The sequence below is a fragment of the Micromonospora sp. NPDC047527 genome, from assembly GCF_040643015.1.
GTDB lineage: Bacteria > Actinomycetota > Actinomycetes > Mycobacteriales > Micromonosporaceae > Micromonospora.
In genome coordinates this window covers 1,936,976-1,954,535 of record NZ_JBEYTK010000001.1, presented here as the reverse complement: position 1 = coordinate 1,954,535, position 17,560 = coordinate 1,936,976, and the positions used below count along the sequence as shown (strand labels likewise).

Here is a 17,560-nt window from a genome sequence, read left to right as displayed (position 1 = left end):
ATCGGAGTGAACGACGGGGTCGCATCGACGGTGGATGGTGAGCTGGAGAGCGTCAGTCTGGTGGACCTCGCCGTCTCCCGGCTGACCCGGGAGATCCTCAGCGGTAAGAGCAACCCGGGTGAACGCCTGGTGGAGGAGCAGCTGACCCGTCGGCTGGGGATCAGTCGGGCGCCGTTGCGGGAGGCGCTGCGATTGCTCGCTCAGCAGGGTCTGGTCGAGCACGTGCCCCGGCGTGGGGTGCGGGTAGCCACATTGTCGGACCGCGACGTGCGGGAGCTGTACGAGCTGCGTGACGTGCTGGAGCGTTTCTCGGTGCGGGCGGGGATCCCCGTCGGCCGGGAGGGCGATCTCGCCGCTTTGCGGGCGACGCTGGATGGGATGAGGGAGGCGACCCGGGCCGGCAACCGGTTGGCGGTCGCCGAGTCGCACCGGCAGTTCCACGTCGAGCTGGTGGCGCTCGCCGGCAACCGGCAACTTTCCGCCGTGTACGGCTCGGTCCTGGTGAAGTTGCAGCTCTACATGGCAGTCAACCTGCGCCGCGAGGCGGAGATGGCGCAGCCGCTGGACGGGGTTCACCGGCACGAGCGGCTGTACGAGGCTGTCGTCGGGGGAGACCCGGAGGAGGTGCTCACGGTGCTTACCGGGCACGGAGCCCGCTCGTACCTCGGCTGAGGTGCGCAGCGCCAAGGTCGGCCGGATGGCTCGGGCCAGGCGCCGTCATTTCGTCGTTACGTAGCGCGCGGTTTGCCGTAACAGAACAGTCGACAATCGACTGTATGCCAGATCCAGTGGGATCGATCTCGGACCTTCGGTCGGCGTACCGCGATGGCAGCCTGACCCCGGCGGACCAGGCCGAACGCGTTCTGGACGGGCTCGTCGGACGCGACAGGGGGCCGGTCTGGATCAGTACCGTCCCGGCCGACCGGCTGCGTGAGCGCGCCCGGTCGCTGACCCGTCACGGTGACCCTGCACTGCCGCTGTACGGCATCCCCTTCGCGGTCAAGGACAACATCGACGTGGCCGGCATGATCACCACTGCGGGCTGCCCCGACTTCGGGTACCTGGCCGCCCAGGACGCCCCGGTGGTGCGCCGGCTGCTCGACGCCGGCGCGCTGCTCGTCGGCAAGACGAATCTCGACCAGTTCGCCACCGGCCTGACCGGGACCCGCTCGCCGTACGGCAGTTGCCAGAGCGTCTTCGGCGGCGGCCTGATCTCCGGGGGTTCCAGCTCAGGCTCCGCCGTGGCGGTGGCGTCGGGCCAGGTCAGCTTCGCTCTGGGTACGGACACCGCCGGCTCCGGTCGGGTGCCCGCAGCGCTCAACGGGATCGTCGGCCTCAAGCCCACCCGGGGACTGCTCAGCACCGCCGGCGTGGTCCCGGCCTGCCGCTCGCTGGACTGCGTGTCGGTCTTCGCCGCCGACGTCGCCGGGGCCGTCGAGGTGCTGCACGCGGCCCGTGCGGTCACCACGGCAGACCCCTGGGGGCGTCCGCTGCCGACGGAGCAGGTGGTTGCCCGCACGCCGGGAACGCTACGCCTCGGGGTGCCCGACTCAGCAGACCTGGAGTTCTTCGGCGACACCGGACAGGAGGCCCGGTTCGCCGCAGGGGTGAAACGATTGCGGACCTTCGTCGGGTCGCCCCGGTCGGTACCGCTGGGCGCCTTCTTCGACGCGGGCGACCTGCTCTACCGCGGGCCCTGGGTGGCCGAGCGACTCGTCGCCCTGGACGGCTTCCTGCGATCGCACCCCGACTCCGTGCACCCGGTCACCCGGGCCGTGCTGGAGACCGGACGGCGCCACGACGCGGTCGACGCCTTCCGGGGCCAGCACCGCCTGCGTGAGCTACGCGCGCAGGTCGACCAGCTCTGGCAGGACATCGACGTGCTGGTGGTGCCCACCATCGGCACCACGTTCACGCTCGACGAGATCGCCGAGGACCCGATCGGGCGTAACGCCATGCTGGGCCGCTACACCCAGTTCGCGAACCTGCTCGACCTGGCCGCGGTGACAGTGCCCAACGGCTTCACCAGCGCCGGACGACCGGCGAGCCTGACCCTGGTCGGCCCGGCGTTCACCGACACCACACTGGCCCGCCTGGCCGCCACCCTCACCGAGGGCGAGGCGCCCGGCGCAGCGGTCGAGGTCGTCCCAGCAGCGGCCGAACTGCTGGTGGCTGTCGTCGGCCGGCACCTGACGGGCGAGTCGCGTAACGCCGAGCTGGTCGGGCGCGGGGCACTCCTCGTCGGCGCCGCCCACACCGCCCCGCTCTACCGGCTGTTCCGGATGGACACCCCGGACGGCGAAGGGCTGCCCGGTCTGGTGCGGGTAGCGCCGGACGGGCCCGCCGGCCATTGCATCGAGGTCGAACTGTGGCGACTGCCCGGGCACGCGGTCGGCGGGCTGCTGGCCGGGGTGCCGGCTCCGCTCTCGCTCGGCTGGGTCCGGCTGCACGACGGGCGGGACGTGCTCGGCTTCCTCTGTGAGGCGTACGCGGCCGGCCCGCCGGCCGAGGACATCAGCGCCGCCGGCGGATGGCGGGCGTACCGGGGCGCGCCCGTCCGGCAATAGGGCCGACAGACAACCGCGATCACGACAGGAGGCGAGAGAATGGGCAGCATCGGACCGGTACCGGCCAACCCCTATCCGTGGCCGTACGACGGCGTGGCGGACACCGCGCATACCGCACTGCTCTGCATCGACTGGCAGACCGACTTCTGCGGACCGGGCGGCTACGTCGACGCGATGGGTTACGACATCGGGCTCACCCGGGCCGGTCTACCGGCCACCGCCCGCCTGCTGGAGCACGCCCGCGCGCTCGGCATGCTCGTCGTACACACCAGGGAGGGGCACGAGCCGGAGCTGTCCGACCTCCCGGCGAACAAGCGGTGGCGCTCGGCGCGTATCGGCGCCGAGATCGGCTCGGCCGGTCCGGCCGGTCGGATCCTGGTCCGGGGCGAGCCCGGCTGGGAGATCGTGCCCGAGGTCGCCCCACTGCCCGGCGAAGTGGTCATCGACAAGCCGGGCAAGGGCGCCTTCTACGCCACGAACCTCGACCTGGTCCTCCGGACCCGGGGCATCACCCACCTGATCCTCACCGGTATCACCACCGACGTCTGCGTACACACCACAATGCGCGAGGCGAACGACCGGGGGTACGAGTGCCTCATCCTCGCCGACTGCACCGGCGCCACCGACAAGGCCAACCACGACGCGGCACTGCACATGGTCACCATGCAGGGCGGCGTCTTCGGCTGCGTCACCACATCCGACGACGTCATCGCCGCCACGGCCAAGTGAGGTGCGCCCATGCTGACCATCGCCACCGCGCGGCCCGGTCCGTACGCCTTCGACATCGCCACCACGGCGCTGCTCGTCATCGACATGCAGCGCGACTTCCTGGAACCCGGCGGGTTCGGTGAGAGCCTCGGCAACGACGTCGGCCACTTGCGTTGCACCATCGCCCCGCTCGCGGCGCTGCTGGCCGACGCCCGCGCCATCGGCTTGAGCATCATCCACACCCGCGAGGGGCACCTGCCCGACCTGTCCGACTGCCCGCCGGCCAAACTCCGTCGAGGTGCGCCGAGCAGGCGCATCGGTGACCCCGGGCCCAACGGCCGAATCCTGATCCGCGGCGAGTACGGCCACGACATCGTCGACGAGCTGAGGCCGCTGCCCGGCGAGCCGGTCATCGACAAACCCGGCAAAGGTGCCTTCTACGCCACCGACCTGGACGCCCTGCTCGCCGAGCGGGGCATCCGCAGCCTCCTGGTCGCCGGGGTCACCACCGAGGTGTGCGTGCACACGACCGTCCGGGAGGCCAACGACCGCGGGTACGAGTGCCTCGTGCTCGCCGACTGCGTCGGGTCCTACTTTCCCGAGTTCCAGCGGGTCGGCCTCGACATGATCGCCGCCCAGGGCGGCATCTTCGGCTGGGTCGCCGACTCGGCGCAGGTGCGCGCCGCGCTGCCCGCCACCCCCGTGTTGCAGCCCTCCTCCTGACCGGGAGTAGTCATGGCCTCGACCACACCGACAGTCGCCCCGCTCCCGTACTGGGTACGCGGCGACACCAACGCATTCTTCGGCTTCGGCGTCAACGTCCTGGTCAACGTGCTCACCCTGACCGGGCTCTGCCTCGCCGTGGTGAACCTTCCCGAGGGGGAGGTGTTCGGCACGATCCTGCCGGCGCTCGGCATCGCCCTGGTCGCCGGGAACATCTACTACACCTACCTGGCACGCCGGCTGGCCCGACGGGAGAACCGCACCGACGTGACCGCCCTGCCGTACGGGCCGAGCGTGCCGCACATGTTCATCGTCATCTTCGTCATCATGCTGCCGATCTACCTGCGCACCCAGGACCCGCTGCGAGCCTGGGAGGCCGGGCTGGCGTGGGCCTTCATCATCGGCGTGATCGTGCTGATCGGCGCGTTCGTCGGGCCGTACATCCGCCGGTACGCCCCCCGGGCCGCGCTGCTCGGCACCCTCGCCGGAATCTCCATCACCTTCATCTCGATGAACCCGGCCGGTCAGATGTGGCGGATGGCCTGGGTCGCCCTGCCGGTCTTCGCGCTGCTGCTGATCGGCCTGCTCACCGACGTGAAACTGCCGTTCAACTTCCCGATCGGGCTCGCCGCGCTGCTGCTCGGCACCGCGATCGGCTGGGCCGGCGGGGCGATGTCGGTACCGGACGTCACGGCCGCGGCCCGCGACATCGCGGTCGCCGTACCCTCGTTCAAGCTGGACCTGCTCTTCACCGGCCTGGCCGACATGGCACCCCTGCTGGCGACGGCGATCCCGCTCGGCGTCTACAACTTCACCGAGGGCATGACCAACGTGGAGAGCGCCGCCACCGCGGGGGACAACTACAACCTGCGCAGCGTGCTGCTCGCCGACGGTGCAGGCGCGGTGATCGGCGCCGCGCTCGGCTCGCCGTTCCCACCGGCCGTCTACGTCGGGCACCCGGGCTGGAAAGCGGCGGGTGGACGCAGCGGATACTCGATGGCGACCGGTGTGGTAATCGCGGTGCTCTGCTTCCTCGGCATGTTCGGGCTGCTCGGCGCGATCTTCCCGACCGCGGCCATCGTGCCGATCCTGCTCTACATCGGGCTGCTGATCGGGGCGCAGGCCTTCCAGGCCACCCCCCGGGCGCACGCCGCCGCCGTGGTCGCCGCGCTGATCCCGAACATCGCGGCCTGGGCGACCGGTCAGATCGACAACGCGTTGGCCGCGGCCGGCACCACCGCCGCGGCGGTCGGCGACGACGCGCTCAACGGCGCCGGGGTGATCTACGACGGGCTGCTGGTGCTCGGTCAGGGCGCGATCCTCGCCGGGCTGGTGCTCGGCGCGGTGGTGGTCTTCATCATCGACAGACGCTTCGTCCGAGCCGCGATCTTCGCCAGCTCCGGCGCGGTGCTGTCGTTCATTGGACTGATCCACGGCGAGCGGATCGAGTGGAACGCCAACGGCCAGGTGGCACTGGGCTATCTCTTCGTGGCGGTGATCTGTGCGGTCTTCGCACTCGGCCGCCCGACGCCCCGCGAGCCCGACCCGCAGGAGGACGAACCGGACCAGCAGCCCGATCGAGCTGACCCCGCCAGCGAGCGGACGGACACCGACCGGAGAACGTCCGCGCTGCCCGGCTGAGTGGGCGAGCCCGGTCGGAAGGTCACGGCTCCCGACCGGGCCGACCGATGCCCGACCCGACGAATCGAAGGGACGTACCGGATGGAGATCGACCGGACCGACGTCGTGGCCGAGGTGGCGGCGGCCTTCGCCGACTACGAGCGGGCGCTGGTCGACGGCGACGCGGACCGGATCTGCGCGTACTTCTGGGATTCCGAGCGGACCGTGCGCTTCGGCCTCGCCGACCACCAGTACGGGCTGGACGAGCAACGCGAGTGGCGGGCCACGCAGCCGCCACTGCCCGCCGGTCGCCGGCTGGTGGACCCGGCAGTCACCACGTTCGGCAGGGACCTCGCGGTGGTGACGACCCGCTTCGGGTACGCCGGCGGCGCGCCCACCGGGCGGCAGACCCAGACCTGGGTACGCCTGCCCGTCGGCTGGCGGATCGTCACCGCCCACGTCTCCGTTCCACACTGCCCGGTGCCGGGAGTTAGCTGATTCGGTGGGCGCTGTAGATGTACAACGGAGGTGAGCCAGCAGCCCGGTACCACAGGAGGCCGGCCGCACTGGTGCAGCGGCCGTTCATCGCATAGGTGTAGTCCGAGTAGGCGTACCCAACTAGCGGGGATGTGCGGCTCTGTTGCATTGAGCGTCGGCAAGATCGACGCAGGCTTGAGCAGTGCAGTCATCGAGCCAGCCTGACCCGTGGCTGCCACCGAAGTCGGCGTTCGCCGGGTTCCGGTTCCCGCCAGAGGTGATCGTCGTCGGGGTGCGCTGGTATCTGCGGTTCAACCTGTCCTATCGCGATGTGGAGGAGCTGCTGGTCGAACGTGGCGTGGAGGTCGATCACGTCACGGTGTTCCGGTGGGTGCAGCGGTTCACGCCGCTGGTGGCCGACGCCGCTCGCTTCTGCCGGCACTCGCCAGGTGACAGGTGGTTCGTTGATGAGACGTACGTCAGGGTGAACGGTGTTTGGCGGTACGTGTACCGGGCGGTCGACCAGGACGGGCAGGTCATTGACGTGCTGGTCTCGGCTCGCCGGGACGCCGGCGGGGGCCGGCGGTTCGTCCGACGGGCGCTGTCGACGTTGAAGGTGACACCCGTGGAGGTGGTCACCGATGCCGCCGCGGTCTACCCCGGTGTGCTCGACGAGCTGATCCCGTCCGTGTGGCGCCACGTCGAGCAGTACGCCAACAATCCGATAGAGGCTGATCACAGCCAGCTGAAACAGCGGTTGAGACCGATGCGCGGGCTACGAACGGACAAGACAGCACAGGTGATCATCGCCGGCCACGCCTTCATACAGAACCTCCGCCGCGGCCACTGCGAACTCGCCGTCGACGCCCCGCCCTCTCTGCGGGTCGCTGCGGCGTTCGCCGAACTCGCCCAAGCGATCTGACCACGGACCCGACACCCGGCTCAACAGTCCGCCGATCCGATACCGCAACGGCGCCGTATCAGTCGGGCGACGAGGGCGCCAGTTCCCGTAACGGGGAGCAGTAAATAACCAACCTTCGATCAGGGTACGTCGATCGTGTATTCGGCGGTGTGCACCCTCCCGTCGACCTGGAAGTCGAAGAAGGCCCGGTAGCGGCCGGAACTCGGACTGGTCAGCCAGAACTGGACGGTTCCGTCGATGAGTTCCTGCTCAGGGTGAACATGCACGTATCCGAGGTCGCCCTCACGGACGACGACCAGATGCCCGTACGCGCCCAGGTATCGCTCCAGCTGTACAGGCGTGGTTGTGTCGGCGCGGCTGATCCGAAATTCCATCGGCGCTGTCACGCCCACCGTCGGCGTGCCGGTCATCGACACCGCGTACGGACCAGCCGTCGCCTGCGCCTGCGCCGGTGGCAGCGCGGCGGGGGTGTGCGCGCCGGGCACGGTGTGGTCGACGCCCAGCACGAGAGGCACCTGAGTGCCGTTGGCCGCGGTGACGGAGAAGTCGGCGTAGACGCGGTAGCCGCCGGGCCGGGCCAGCGTCAGGGGGACGCTCCAGGTACCGTCGGGTGCCATTGTCGGATGCAGGTGCTGGTAGCCGCTCAGGTCGCGGCCCACCACGATCATGTGCAACGGCTTGTCGTGGACGACCGCGAAGCGCGTCGCCGGTTGTCGGTCGGTGCCGACGATGCGGAAGCGGTAGTCGGCGCGTAGCCCGACGGGTTGGGTTCGTTCCAGCGGTTGCAGGGTGTACCCGCCGGCGCTGACCGTCGTCCCGGTGACCAGCGACTCGCCTGTCGCGCCGTCACCCCGGTGCGTGTGCGGTCCGGTGCCGGCCGGGTGTTGGTGTCCGTCGTTCGCGGACAGCGCGGGATCCGAGGCGGCCGGGCCGCCCGCCGGGGGCCGGGTGGTGCCGGCGGCCGGGGTCTCGGTGCCGCCGATGCGGGCCAACCCGAACCCGGCGAGCAAGACCAGCACCAGACCACCGACCAGCAGCGCCAGGTGAGTGTTGCTCAGCCCGGACCCGGGTGTCACGGTGGCGGGGTCCGGGTCGGGCCGTGCTCCGGAGTGGACGGGCGGTCGAGTGTCCGTCGTGGCGGGGGCCGTCGCGTCCTCATCGGTCGGATTTGGATCGACCGCGACGCCCGTGCGAGCCACGACGACCGCGGTGTCCTTACGCGCGGCCGGCGCGGTGCTGGGTCGGCGCTTACCGCCCGTGCTCTGCGTACCGTTGCCGGTCGCCGCACCGGCCTTGCTCCCGGAGGTCTCGCCGTTGCCGGCCTTGCGCCCGGCGGTCTTGCCCGCGCCGGTCCTGCCGCCGCCGGTCTTGTTGATGGGGCGAGCGCCGGCGCCGCGACCGGAGGCTGCCGACGAGGTACGGCCCCGGCCGGTGGGTCTGCCGGTGGGAGCCGTCCGCCGATGCCAGACGACGAATCCGGCCACCGCCGCCGCGGCCACCGCCGCCATGCCGGCCCAGGCGAGCGCTCCCGGACCGTTCTCCTCTGCGGAGTCGGTCGATGGGGCCGCGACTGCGGACGGCGGTACCGCCGTCTCGGCGGCTACGGTCGGCACTGCCGAGACCTGCCCGGATGATCCGTGTTGCTCCGTGGCGGCCAACAGCGCAGGGTCCGGCTGGGTCGTCGGAGGGCTCCACCCCTGCGGCGCTGCCGTCACCCGCCCGTTGTAACGGAAGGTCAGGGTGCCGCGCACGGTGTCGCCGTCCGAGGCGACCGACAGGTAGCTCACCGAGTACTGGCCTTTGGCCGGTAGGTGCGCGACCGCCACCGTCGCGGGGAACCCGGTCGTGTACTCACGTGGCTCGAACTGGCCGTTGACCAGGAAGTATTCCCGTACCGGCTTGTCCAGCGGCTTCGGCTCCCCGTACGACCAGCCGTTGTCGACCCGGATGCCGCCCGGGGCGGTGATGGTGAAGAACGCGTTGGCTGCGGCCTTCTCGGTGAAGTACAGCTGCACCGACGTCAACGGCTCGCTCACCGTGGTGCCCCCCGCTGGCGTGGACATCGCGAGGGTCCCGTGAGCTCCGGCGGGTTGGGCGGACGCGAGCAGAGCGACCGCCGAGGCGAGGAGGAGCGCGAGGAGGCCCGAGAGCGCCCGCACCGGAGTCTGAGGGAGACGACGCATCTGAATATCTTCGCCGTGGTGAGACTTTTTTCAAGAGGTGCTGGACTTTTTCCTCAGCTGACAAAAGTCGGCCATCTCTCGGGGTCGTCCACTCGCTGCCGTTGACGACGACCGTGACCTTGGCGATCTCCTGTTCTACCCTGGTCCCTCTCGTGTTGCGGGATGTTGGGTTCGCCACCGTGGAACCGTCCCGACAGGCGGGTTCACCGCCGCCGGGGTGTTCGCGAGCCCTTACGATAGATAACGGTGTTGGTTCGCCGCGGCCCGATCGGTCGCGGCGTCGTAAGAGGGAACCCGGTGCGAAACCGGGACTGCCCCGCAGCGGTGAGTGGGAACGACCGCCGTCATCAAGCACTGGGCCGCGAGGTCTGGGAAGCGACGGCCAGTAGGCGACCGAACAGGTCACGCCCACGAGTCCGAAGACCTGCCAGCGCCGCGCACACCACCCCGGTGTGCGCCGCCGACGGTCTCTAGGGACGACCGGGGCGGAAGCCGGTGCGTTGTCGTACCCCTTCCTTCCCGCTGTCTCCTGGGTCCTCGGGCACTTCGAGGGAAGGAACCCATGAACACTGCATTCGGTCAGAGCACCGTGCTCGGCTATCCGCGTATCGGCGGCAACCGTGAGCTGAAGAAGGCGGTGGAGGCCTACTGGGCGGGAGGTATCGACGCCGAGGGGTTGGAGACGACCGGCGCCGCCCTGCGGGCCGAGGTCTGGCGGGCGCTTCGGGACGCAGGTCTGGGCACGATTCCGTCCAACACGTTCTCCTACTACGACCACGTGCTCGACACCGCCGTGGCCGTCGGCGCGATCCCGCAACGTTTCTCCCGCCTCGGTCTCTCCGCGCTCAACACCTATTTCGCGATGGCCCGTGGCGTCGACGCCGAGCCGGCGCTGGAGCTCACGAAGTGGTTCGACACGAACTACCACTACCTGGTACCGGAGATCGGTGACGACACCGCTTTCGCCGCGAACCCCGCGAAGGCGCTGCGTGAGTACCGGGAAGCCCGTGAGCTGGGCATCGAGAGCCGTCCGGTGCTGGTGGGACCGGCCACGTTCCTGCTGCTGGCCAAGCCCACCGACGGGAGCGGTGAACCGTTCGATCGGCTGACGGACCTCATCGACGTGTACGCCGACCTCCTGCGGACCCTCGCCGAGGCTGGGGTGCAGTGGGTACAGCTGGACGAACCCGCCTACGTCAGCGACCGCAGCCCCGCAGAGATCGCCGCCCTCCGCGACGCGTACACCCGGTTGTGCGCCGTGCCGCAGCGGCCGAGGATCTTCGTCGCCACCTACTTCGGGGAACTCGGTGACGCGCTGCCCGCTCTGCTGAACACGCCAGTCGAGGCGATCGGGTTGGACCTGGTTGCCGGGCCCGGCAACCTGCATCGGCTCGCCGGAGCGGGTCAGCTACGTGGTAAGACAATCGTCGCGGGGCTCGTCGACGGACGTAACATTTGGCGCACCGACCTGCGAGCGGCGATCAGCTCCGGTGCCGCGGTGACGGGGCTCGCCGACCACGTCGCGGTGTCCACCTCGTGCTCGCTGCTGCACGTGCCGGTGGACCTGTCCGTCGAGACCGCCCTTGATCCGGACCTGCGCGACCGCTTGGCTTTCGCCCGGCAGAAGGTTGATGAGGTCGTCCTGCTGGGTCGGGCGCTGCGCAACGGCACCACGTCCCTGCCCGCGCAGCTGCCGCCGGCCCCGGCGACGTGGCACGACGACAGCGTGCGAGGGCGCCTTGCCGCGTTGCGGGGCACGGACCGGCAACGCGGCGCCTACCCGCACCGCGCCGCCGCACAGCAGGCCCGGCTGAACCTGCCGCCGCTGCCAACGACGACCATTGGCTCGTTCCCGCAGACCGACGAACTGCGCCGGGCCCGCGCCGCGTACCGGGCTGGCCGGCTCAACGAGGTTGGTTACACCGAGCGGATGCGGGCTGAAGTCGAGCGGGTCATCCGACTTCAGGAGCGGTTGGGTCTGGACGTGCTGGTGCACGGCGAGCCCGAACGCAACGACATGGTCCAGTACTTCGGCGAGCAGTTGAGCGGGTTCGCCGCCACCGAGCACGGCTGGGTGCAGTCCTACGGCTCCCGCTGCGTACGCCCACCGATCATCTACGGCGACGTGGCCCGCAAGGCGCCCATGACGGTCGGCTGGTCCACCTACGCCCAGTCGTTGACCGACCGGCCGGTCAAGGGGATGCTCACCGGTCCGGTGACGATCCTGGCCTGGTCGTTCGTTCGGGCCGACCAGCCGCTCGGCGACACCGCCGACCAGGTCGCGCTCGCCTTGCGTGACGAGTGCCGTGACCTCGAAGCGGCCGCTATCCGGGTGATCCAGGTCGATGAGCCGGCCCTGCGTGAGACGCTGCCGTTGCGCAAGGCCGACCAGAAGGCGTACCTGGACTGGGCTGTCGGCGCGTTCCGCCTGGCGACCTCCGGCGTCGCCGACGACACCCAGATCCACACCCACCTGTGCTATTCGGAGTTCGGGGAGGTCATCACCGCCATCGACGCTCTCGACGCCGATGTCACCAGCATCGAGGCATCCCGCTCGAAGATGGAAGTCCTTGATGACCTCGCCGCGATCGGATACCGCCGGGGTGTCGGCCCCGGGGTGTGGGACATTCACTCTCCCCGGGTGCCCTCGCATGCCGAGGTCGTCGAGGCGCTACGACGGGCAGTGGCGGCGGTCCCCGCGGAGCGGCTGTGGGTTAACCCCGACTGCGGTCTCAAGACCCGCGGCTATGCCGAAGTTGAGGCATCTCTCGAGCACCTGGTCGTCGCTGCCAACGAGCTTCGCGACAGGTGAGGGCCGTGCCGGGCGGACCATCGACTGGTCCCGCCCGGCACGTCGGCACGGTGGGTTCGGTAGTGATCCGACGCGCCGCTCACGGCCGGCACGTTCGCCACCACCTGCAGCGAATGTATGGGTCTGCTGCACCGATAGGTGACATCCGAGTTGGCTTGCCCTGGCGGCGGGCATGCCGGACGGCGGTCATCCAATACCGCGATCGTTAGTGGTCGAGGCAGTCGCTACGCCGCTGCGCGCCCGACAGTAACGGCATCACCGTGAGCGACACCGCGGCCAGGGCCAGATCGATCGTGGAGTGCTCCGCGCGGTCGGCGCCGACGAGCGCGCGTACCGACTCGACGGACACGTACGCGGCGAGGGCGAAGAACGACAGCGATGATCCGCAGGGCGGTGCGTTCGTGCGTGGTTGGGGCCGGAGAACTGCCAGGCGACGGCGCCGGCCGAGGCCACCTCGATGACGGAGTCGAGCCCGAACCCGATTAGCGCGGTCGAGGACGCCATCGTCCCGGCGCTGATGGCGATGACCGCCTCGACGACGTTGTAGGTGATCGTCGCGGCGACCTTCGCCCTGCCGCGTACCGAGCGGTCGGACCGGTCAGGCGGGCAACCGAGCCAGCTTGGCCACGACCGGTCGACGAACCAGTCGACGTCAGGCCCACCTGCCTCGGCGGCGGTAAGTCCTTGACGATCAACTAGACTGGCTGGTGGCGCTGGTTCGCCTGGTCGTGACCGGCTGGGCGTCGTAAGAGGGAACCCGGTGGAAGTCCGGGACTGCCCCGCAGCGGTGAGTGGGAACGACCGCCGTCATCAGCACTGGGCCAGCCGGCCTGGGAAGCGACGGCCAGTAGGGGACCGGCACGACCGGTCAGGCCCGCGAGTCCGAAGACCTGCCCGCGCTGCGTACACAACCGTGTGCGCTGCCGTCGGCCTCGCGGGTGGGCTGAGCGGGTGACATGCCGCGCGGTGTGCGCCGGTGCGTCCTCGTCAGCGTGTCCGCGGTTCCGGCGGTGTGGTTTCCCGAGGGACGGACTACCGCTGTGCACGACACCACCACGACCGCCGGCCGAGCGCCGTCGGCCTCGCACCTGACCCTGTCGCAGATCATGGACCAGCATCACACCAACCTGATGGGTACGGTGCACGGCGGCCGGATCCTCAACCTCATCGACTCGGTGGCCGGTGTGGTCGCCGCCCGGCATTCCGACGGCCCGGCGGTGACCGCCGCGATCGACGAGACCGCGTTCCTGCGCGCGGTCCGGGTCGGTGACGTTGTGCACGTCGACGCCCGGATCACCTGGGCCGGACGCAGCTCGATGGAGGTGGCTGTCAAGGTGACCGCCGACCGGTGGGACCGGGCGGTGCCGCCCACCGATGTGGCCACGGCTCATCTGGTCATGGTCGCGATCGACGACGACGGTCAGCCGCGTTCGGTGCCGCCGTTGCTGCCGGAGACTGACGGTGATCGGCGGCGGTACCGCGAGGCGGAGATCCGCCGCGAGCACCGGTTGGCCCTGCGGCGGGCGCTGCTCGACGGCACCGAGGAGGGCTGAGACGTGCTCGGGCTGTCCATTGCGGCGCTGGCCGGGTACCTCGCCGCGATCGTCGTGCTCATGGTGACGCCGGGTCCGGACATGATGTTCGTGCTGGCCAACGCTACCCGCTACGGCACCCGCGCGGGGGTGGTGGCCGCGCTCGGCGTCGCTGCCGGGGAGGCGGTACACATCGCGGCGGTCGTCTGCGGACTCGCCGCGGTGATCTCCGCTTCGCCGGGTGCTGTTCACAGTGATCCGCTGGGTCGGTGCGGCGTACCTGATCATCCTCGGGGTGCGGGCCCTGCGCGGCGCCGGCGCTGCGCCCACCGGGAAGCCGGAGCAGGGTGGCAGCTCCGGGCGGGCCTTCCTGCGTGGACTGGTGACCAATCTCCTCAACCCCAAGATGATCCTGTTCAGCGTGGCGTTCCTGCCTCAGTTCGTCGACCCGGCACAGGGCAACGCGACCGCCCAACTGGTGCTTCTCGGTGCGGTCTTCGTTGCGGTGCAACTCGCCGTCGACATCGCCCTGGGCGTCGGTGCCGGGCGACTCGGCAGTCGCATGACTGACGGTCGCTGGTCGCGGCGCATCAACCGGATCTGCGCGGCGGCGTTCGTCGCGCTCGGGGTACGCCTCGCGTTCGGGTCGTAGCGAGGGCCGGTGGCCGCCGCCGTGGTCCGGCTCGCGGAGTGGACGCGGCGTGGTCATGCCTGGTAGGCAGGCGGGTGTGCGCATCGTCTCACTGCTGCCAGCGGCCACGGATATCGTGGCCATGCTCGGCCTGACCGGGAACCTGGCTGGCCGCACGCACGAATGTGACTGGCCGCCGGGTGCCCTGGTGGATGTTCCGGTGGTGACTGGGACATCATTGCCCGAGGCGTTGACGAGCCGGGAGATATCGGCGGCGATCACTGGCGATGCGCACCGAGGGTCCTCGTTGTACCAGCTCGACGTTCCGATGCTGGAGGACTTGAAGCCGGATCTGATCCTGACCCAGGACCTGTGCGATGTGTGTGCGGTCTCCTATGCGAGGGTCAACGACGCGGTTCGGTTGATCGATCTCGATACCAGGGTGGTGTCCCTGGAGGCGAGGACCATCGGCGGGATACTGGACACGGTCGACGCCGTGGCCGCCCTGACCGACACCGCGGGCAGGGCGGCCGAGATCCGGGCGGACGCCGAACGTCGTCTCGCCGCGTTGCCCGGCCCGGGGACCGGTGCGCCGACTGTGCTGTTCGTCGAGTGGCTCGACCCGTTGATGCCAGGCGGGCACTGGGTACCGGAGCAGATCACGCTCGCGGGCGGACGGTCTTTGCTGCTCGGCCCGGGGGCGCACAGCACCCCACATCGGTGGTCGGTGGTCGCCGACCTGGCCCCCGACGTGGTGGTGTTCGGGCCGTGTGGGTTCACGCCTGAACGGACCGTCGACGAGCTGCCTGTGGCGGCCGGGCAGCCCGGCTGGGCCGATCTGCCTGCCGTTCGTCGGGGGCAGGTGTGGGTCGTTGACGGGCCCGCCTACTTCAACCGCCCCGGCCCGAGGGTCGTCGATGGCGCGGAGATCCTCGCCGCGATACTCGCCGGCCGCCCGGACTCCCGCGCTCAGCGGATCTCCGTCGGGGCAGTTTGACGCTGCCGTGCCCGAGCGGCCGGTGCGGCATCGGCGGCGGCACGCCGCCGTCCCGCCCTGGGCTCAGGTGAGCGTGCTGCGGATTTCGGCGGCGCCAGCGACGAGTCGGGTCAGGGCTTGTTCGACCTCCGGGTAGCCGCGGTCCTCAGGCCGCAGTCCGGGTTGCCCCGGCGCCTGGCGCAGTTCCGTGGTCTGGGGAAACGATCCGGTGGTGGTGGGCGGTGGACGGTTCAGTCGGGCCTGCTGGATGGCGGCCCGCTGCGCGTAAGGCCCGCGTCGTAGGTGTTCCGGGCGAAGCGCGTCGAGTCGGGCCCGGACACCGTCCTTACGCCACGCCGCCGGGATCGCCGGCAGAGCAGTGGGCAGGCCACCGACACCGTCGCGCAGTGCGCGTCCGAGAGCGACGACCTCGTGGACCTTCTGCTGGGCGAACGCGAGCCGGACACGCAGGTCCTGGTCCAGGTCAGGTTCGGCGGCGAGGTCCACCGGCACGTGCAGCAGCGAACAGGATGTCGACACCGCGACATGGTCGGCCAGGGCGGTCAGTACGGCACCGGTCGCGGTGGCGGTGCGGAGGCCGGTACGCCAGATGTTGCGCCCGTTCCGCCCAAGGCTGGACCGGTCGGGAGTCCGGTTGGGCCCGGACTCCCGACCGAGGCCCGCTACGGCGGGGAGATGGACGGCGCCTGCCCGGAGCCGAAGCGCCATCCTTCGACGGTGCCCCGGGCGGGGTAGTAGCTGCTCGCGACGAGGGTGCTGTAGGACCAGGTGCCGCCGGGTACGGCGTGCCAGTACGACCAGTACGCGCTGGCGGGCGGCGTGTTGACACACGGTTCAGAGGCGGCTGTGGGATAGCCGCTGATTCGGCAGATGAAGGCGAGACCCCACCGTTGGGTACCCGTCACGGCGAAGCCGGCTCCCTGCAACGCGGCGAGGCCGGTCGGCGGATCACCCAGACGGCAGCCGGTCTGGACACCAAGGCCGAACGCGGTGAGGTCGACCACCACCGTGACGCCCGCACCCGGGGCGCACGCCGCCGCGTGCGCGGCACGTGGCACCGGGTCGACGGCGACCAGGCCGACGCTGACGATGGTGGCCGCTGACAGCAGCGCCATCCGTCGGCGAATCGTCGCTCGCCGGCGGGTCACCATGGCGCACACGCCAGGATGGGCGCGGCACTTTGAGCGCCGGCGGCCGACAACGTCGCATACCCGGCGCCGGCGATGCCAGGCACGGCCTGAGCGGTGGCCCGGGCGGCGGTGCTCGCATCGAACCCGCCGGGGGTGTACGCGATGGCGCCGCGGTCGGCCGGTGCGCCCGTGCAGGTGACCTGCAAGCTGACCAGGAACTGACGGGCGCGTAGCCAGGCCAACGACCGACCGGCGGCGAAGAGCGCCTGGGCGGCGAGCCCGGTGCTGTTCGCGTTAGTCACGCCGTTCGCGGCGAACGAGCCATCATTGCTCTGTACGGAGACCAGCCACTGCGCAGCCGAAGCCGCGACCAACGGACGGTCCGCGGCCAGCAGGGCCTGAAGGGCCAAGGCGGTCGCGTCGACGTCGCTGACACAGGTCGGCTGCGCGAGGAACAGCGGGAAGCCACCGTCGGCGCACCGGCTCGTGGCCAGGAACGACACCGCCGCCGACGGTGCACCTCCGGCCCGGTCCACCGCCAGCACCGCGAAGGACTGCGTGAAGGTGTTGCTGTAGTCGCCGAACGCCGACCGGTCGGAGTACCGGCCGGCTCCTCGGCAGCGACGGCGCGCCGCTCCAGGTCGCCGGGCTCGGTGAGATCGTCGGGGTGTTCCTCGACCGGACGCCGTTCTACGCCGAGTCCGGTGGCCAGCACGAGCAGGTCTTCCAGGTCGTTCCACCTCCCGACGCTCCGACGGGGTCAGAGCGGGAAGCAACGACGGCCAGTCACCCACGTCAGCCACCCACCAGCGGGACGAGCCGCACGAAGGCCATCTCGGGATCCGCGAGCAGGTCGATCTCCTCGTCCAGATCCTCGACCTGGCGGTCACCCACCAGCAGCACCGAGCCGTTACGGGCGAAGGCGGTACACGCCGCGTCCGCCTGACGTTCCCAGTCCAGCCGTCGGCCGCGACCGACCCGATAACCGTTCAACGTCGCCTCCGCGTCGGTCGGCCGCACCGGACCCCGGAAGACCTCGGCCTGGTCGGCGTTGAACCGCGTCACCTCCTCGCGGACGCGCAACCGGACCAGCTCCCGCACGGTGATGCGCTCCGGCAACCCGGTCAACGGTCACCGATCGATGGCCCTGCCCGTCGCTGTCTCGTCCCGCACCGTCACCGTGGCCATTGCGTCGCGCTCCCTTGCCTCGAGGTGATCGGCATCATGGCACGACGGTCCGACAGCCCCGCACCACGTC

General features: G+C 70.4%; 16 protein-coding genes, 2 pseudogenes and 2 riboswitches. Of the genes and pseudogenes, 12 read left to right on the top strand and 6 right to left on the bottom strand.

Annotated features, from left to right (window positions below):
• Positions 1-6 precede the first annotated feature (6 nt).
• From ABZ808_RS08665 to ABZ808_RS08635, 7 genes are all read left to right on the top strand, one after another.
• A complete protein-coding gene (locus ABZ808_RS08665) occupies positions 7-672 on the top strand; it encodes a GntR family transcriptional regulator (RefSeq protein ID WP_357002654.1) in 666 nt (221 codons plus the stop codon).
• Positions 673-776: 104 nt separating this feature from the next.
• On the top strand, positions 777-2,567 hold the full coding sequence (atzF, locus tag ABZ808_RS08660) for an allophanate hydrolase (RefSeq protein WP_357002652.1): 1,791 nt from the start codon (positions 777-779) through the stop codon (positions 2,565-2,567).
• Positions 2,568-2,606: 39 nt separating this feature from the next.
• Positions 2,607-3,296, top strand: coding sequence for an isochorismatase family cysteine hydrolase (locus ABZ808_RS08655; protein ID WP_334550611.1), 690 nt, complete (start codon positions 2,607-2,609; stop codon positions 3,294-3,296).
• 9 nt (positions 3,297-3,305) lie between these two features.
• The gene (locus tag ABZ808_RS08650; RefSeq protein ID WP_357002650.1) at positions 3,306-3,998 is read left to right on the top strand and encodes a cysteine hydrolase; all 693 of its coding nucleotides are present in this window, start codon (positions 3,306-3,308) and stop codon (positions 3,996-3,998) included.
• A 12-nt stretch (positions 3,999-4,010) separates the two neighbouring features.
• On the top strand, positions 4,011-5,639 hold the full coding sequence (locus ABZ808_RS08645) for a regulator (protein WP_357002648.1): 1,629 nt from the start codon (positions 4,011-4,013) through the stop codon (positions 5,637-5,639).
• Positions 5,640-5,720: 81 nt separating this feature from the next.
• A complete protein-coding gene (locus ABZ808_RS08640; RefSeq protein ID WP_357002646.1) occupies positions 5,721-6,116 on the top strand; it encodes an AtzH-like domain-containing protein in 396 nt (131 codons plus the stop codon).
• 211 nt (positions 6,117-6,327) lie between these two features.
• Positions 6,328-7,017, top strand: coding sequence for an IS6 family transposase (locus ABZ808_RS08635; RefSeq protein WP_357002836.1), 690 nt, complete (start codon positions 6,328-6,330; stop codon positions 7,015-7,017).
• 119 nt (positions 7,018-7,136) lie between these two features.
• Here the strand turns inward: ABZ808_RS08635 and ABZ808_RS08630 are convergent, their stop codons facing one another.
• Positions 7,137-9,200, bottom strand: coding sequence for a copper resistance protein CopC (locus ABZ808_RS08630; RefSeq protein ID WP_357002644.1), 2,064 nt, complete (start codon positions 9,198-9,200; stop codon positions 7,137-7,139).
• Between the two features lie 233 nt (positions 9,201-9,433).
• Positions 9,434-9,647, top strand: a riboswitch (cobalamin riboswitch).
• Between the two features lie 115 nt (positions 9,648-9,762).
• Between ABZ808_RS08630 and metE the strand changes: the two genes are divergently transcribed.
• The gene (gene metE / locus ABZ808_RS08625; protein WP_357002641.1) at positions 9,763-12,012 is read left to right on the top strand and encodes a 5-methyltetrahydropteroyltriglutamate--homocysteine S-methyltransferase; all 2,250 of its coding nucleotides are present in this window, start codon (positions 9,763-9,765) and stop codon (positions 12,010-12,012) included.
• A 223-nt stretch (positions 12,013-12,235) separates the two neighbouring features.
• Here the strand turns inward: metE and ABZ808_RS08620 are convergent.
• Positions 12,236-12,576, bottom strand: a pseudogene (locus tag ABZ808_RS08620) (hypothetical protein); the annotation flags it as partial.
• A gap of 133 nt (positions 12,577-12,709) precedes the next feature.
• Positions 12,710-12,925, top strand: a riboswitch (cobalamin riboswitch).
• A 193-nt stretch (positions 12,926-13,118) separates the two neighbouring features.
• Between ABZ808_RS08620 and ABZ808_RS08615 the strand changes: the two are divergent.
• From ABZ808_RS08615 to ABZ808_RS08600, 4 genes and pseudogenes are all read left to right on the top strand, one after another.
• Entirely contained in the window at positions 13,119-13,565 is a 447-nt protein-coding gene (locus ABZ808_RS08615) for an acyl-CoA thioesterase (protein WP_357002834.1), read from the top strand.
• A 60-nt stretch (positions 13,566-13,625) separates the two neighbouring features.
• Positions 13,626-13,727, top strand: a pseudogene (locus ABZ808_RS08610) (LysE family translocator); the annotation flags it as partial.
• A 58-nt stretch (positions 13,728-13,785) separates the two neighbouring features.
• Positions 13,786-14,196 (top strand): LysE family translocator, encoded by a 411-nt coding sequence (locus tag ABZ808_RS08605; protein WP_357002639.1) that lies wholly within the window; start codon positions 13,786-13,788, stop codon positions 14,194-14,196.
• A 121-nt stretch (positions 14,197-14,317) separates the two neighbouring features.
• Positions 14,318-15,172: an ABC transporter substrate-binding protein gene (locus ABZ808_RS08600; RefSeq protein ID WP_357002637.1), complete on the top strand. Its 855-nt coding sequence runs from the start codon at positions 14,318-14,320 to the stop codon at positions 15,170-15,172.
• Between the two features lie 63 nt (positions 15,173-15,235).
• Here the strand turns inward: ABZ808_RS08600 and ABZ808_RS08595 are convergent, their stop codons facing one another.
• The 4 genes from ABZ808_RS08595 to ABZ808_RS08580 form a co-directional block, all read right to left on the bottom strand.
• A complete protein-coding gene (locus ABZ808_RS08595; RefSeq protein ID WP_357002635.1) occupies positions 15,236-15,691 on the bottom strand; it encodes a hypothetical protein in 456 nt (151 codons plus the stop codon).
• A gap of 143 nt (positions 15,692-15,834) precedes the next feature.
• Positions 15,835-16,287 carry a hypothetical protein gene (locus ABZ808_RS08590; protein WP_357002633.1) on the bottom strand — a complete coding sequence of 151 codons (453 nt, stop codon included), beginning with the start codon at positions 16,285-16,287 and terminating at the stop codon, positions 15,835-15,837.
• Between the two features lie 29 nt (positions 16,288-16,316).
• Positions 16,317-16,838, bottom strand: coding sequence for a hypothetical protein (locus tag ABZ808_RS08585; protein WP_357002631.1), 522 nt, complete (start codon positions 16,836-16,838; stop codon positions 16,317-16,319).
• A 259-nt stretch (positions 16,839-17,097) separates the two neighbouring features.
• Entirely contained in the window at positions 17,098-17,430 is a 333-nt protein-coding gene (locus ABZ808_RS08580) for a hypothetical protein (RefSeq protein ID WP_357002629.1), read from the bottom strand.
• Positions 17,431-17,560 lie beyond the last annotated feature (130 nt).

What these genes read in the sequence shown, in the direction of transcription:
- ABZ808_RS08650 (WP_357002650.1), top strand. Translation starts at nt 3,306, where the DNA reads ATGCTGACCATCGCCACCGCGCGGCCCGGTCCGTACGCCTTCGACATC.
- metE (WP_357002641.1), top strand. Translation starts at nt 9,763, where the DNA reads ATGAACACTGCATTCGGTCAGAGCACCGTGCTCGGCTATCCGCGTATC.
- ABZ808_RS08615 (WP_357002834.1), top strand. Translation starts at nt 13,119, where the DNA reads ATGGACCAGCATCACACCAACCTGATGGGTACGGTGCACGGCGGCCGG.
- ABZ808_RS08600 (WP_357002637.1), top strand. Translation starts at nt 14,318, where the DNA reads ATGCTCGGCCTGACCGGGAACCTGGCTGGCCGCACGCACGAATGTGAC.
- ABZ808_RS08655 (WP_334550611.1), top strand. Translation starts at nt 2,607, where the DNA reads ATGGGCAGCATCGGACCGGTACCGGCCAACCCCTATCCGTGGCCGTAC.
- atzF (WP_357002652.1), top strand. Translation starts at nt 777, where the DNA reads ATGCCAGATCCAGTGGGATCGATCTCGGACCTTCGGTCGGCGTACCGC.
- ABZ808_RS08645 (WP_357002648.1), top strand. Translation starts at nt 4,011, where the DNA reads ATGGCCTCGACCACACCGACAGTCGCCCCGCTCCCGTACTGGGTACGC.
- ABZ808_RS08590 (WP_357002633.1), bottom strand. Translation starts at nt 16,287, where the DNA reads ATGGCGCTGCTGTCAGCGGCCACCATCGTCAGCGTCGGCCTGGTCGCC.
- ABZ808_RS08640 (WP_357002646.1), top strand. Translation starts at nt 5,721, where the DNA reads ATGGAGATCGACCGGACCGACGTCGTGGCCGAGGTGGCGGCGGCCTTC.
- ABZ808_RS08630 (WP_357002644.1), bottom strand. Translation starts at nt 9,200, where the DNA reads ATGCGTCGTCTCCCTCAGACTCCGGTGCGGGCGCTCTCGGGCCTCCTC.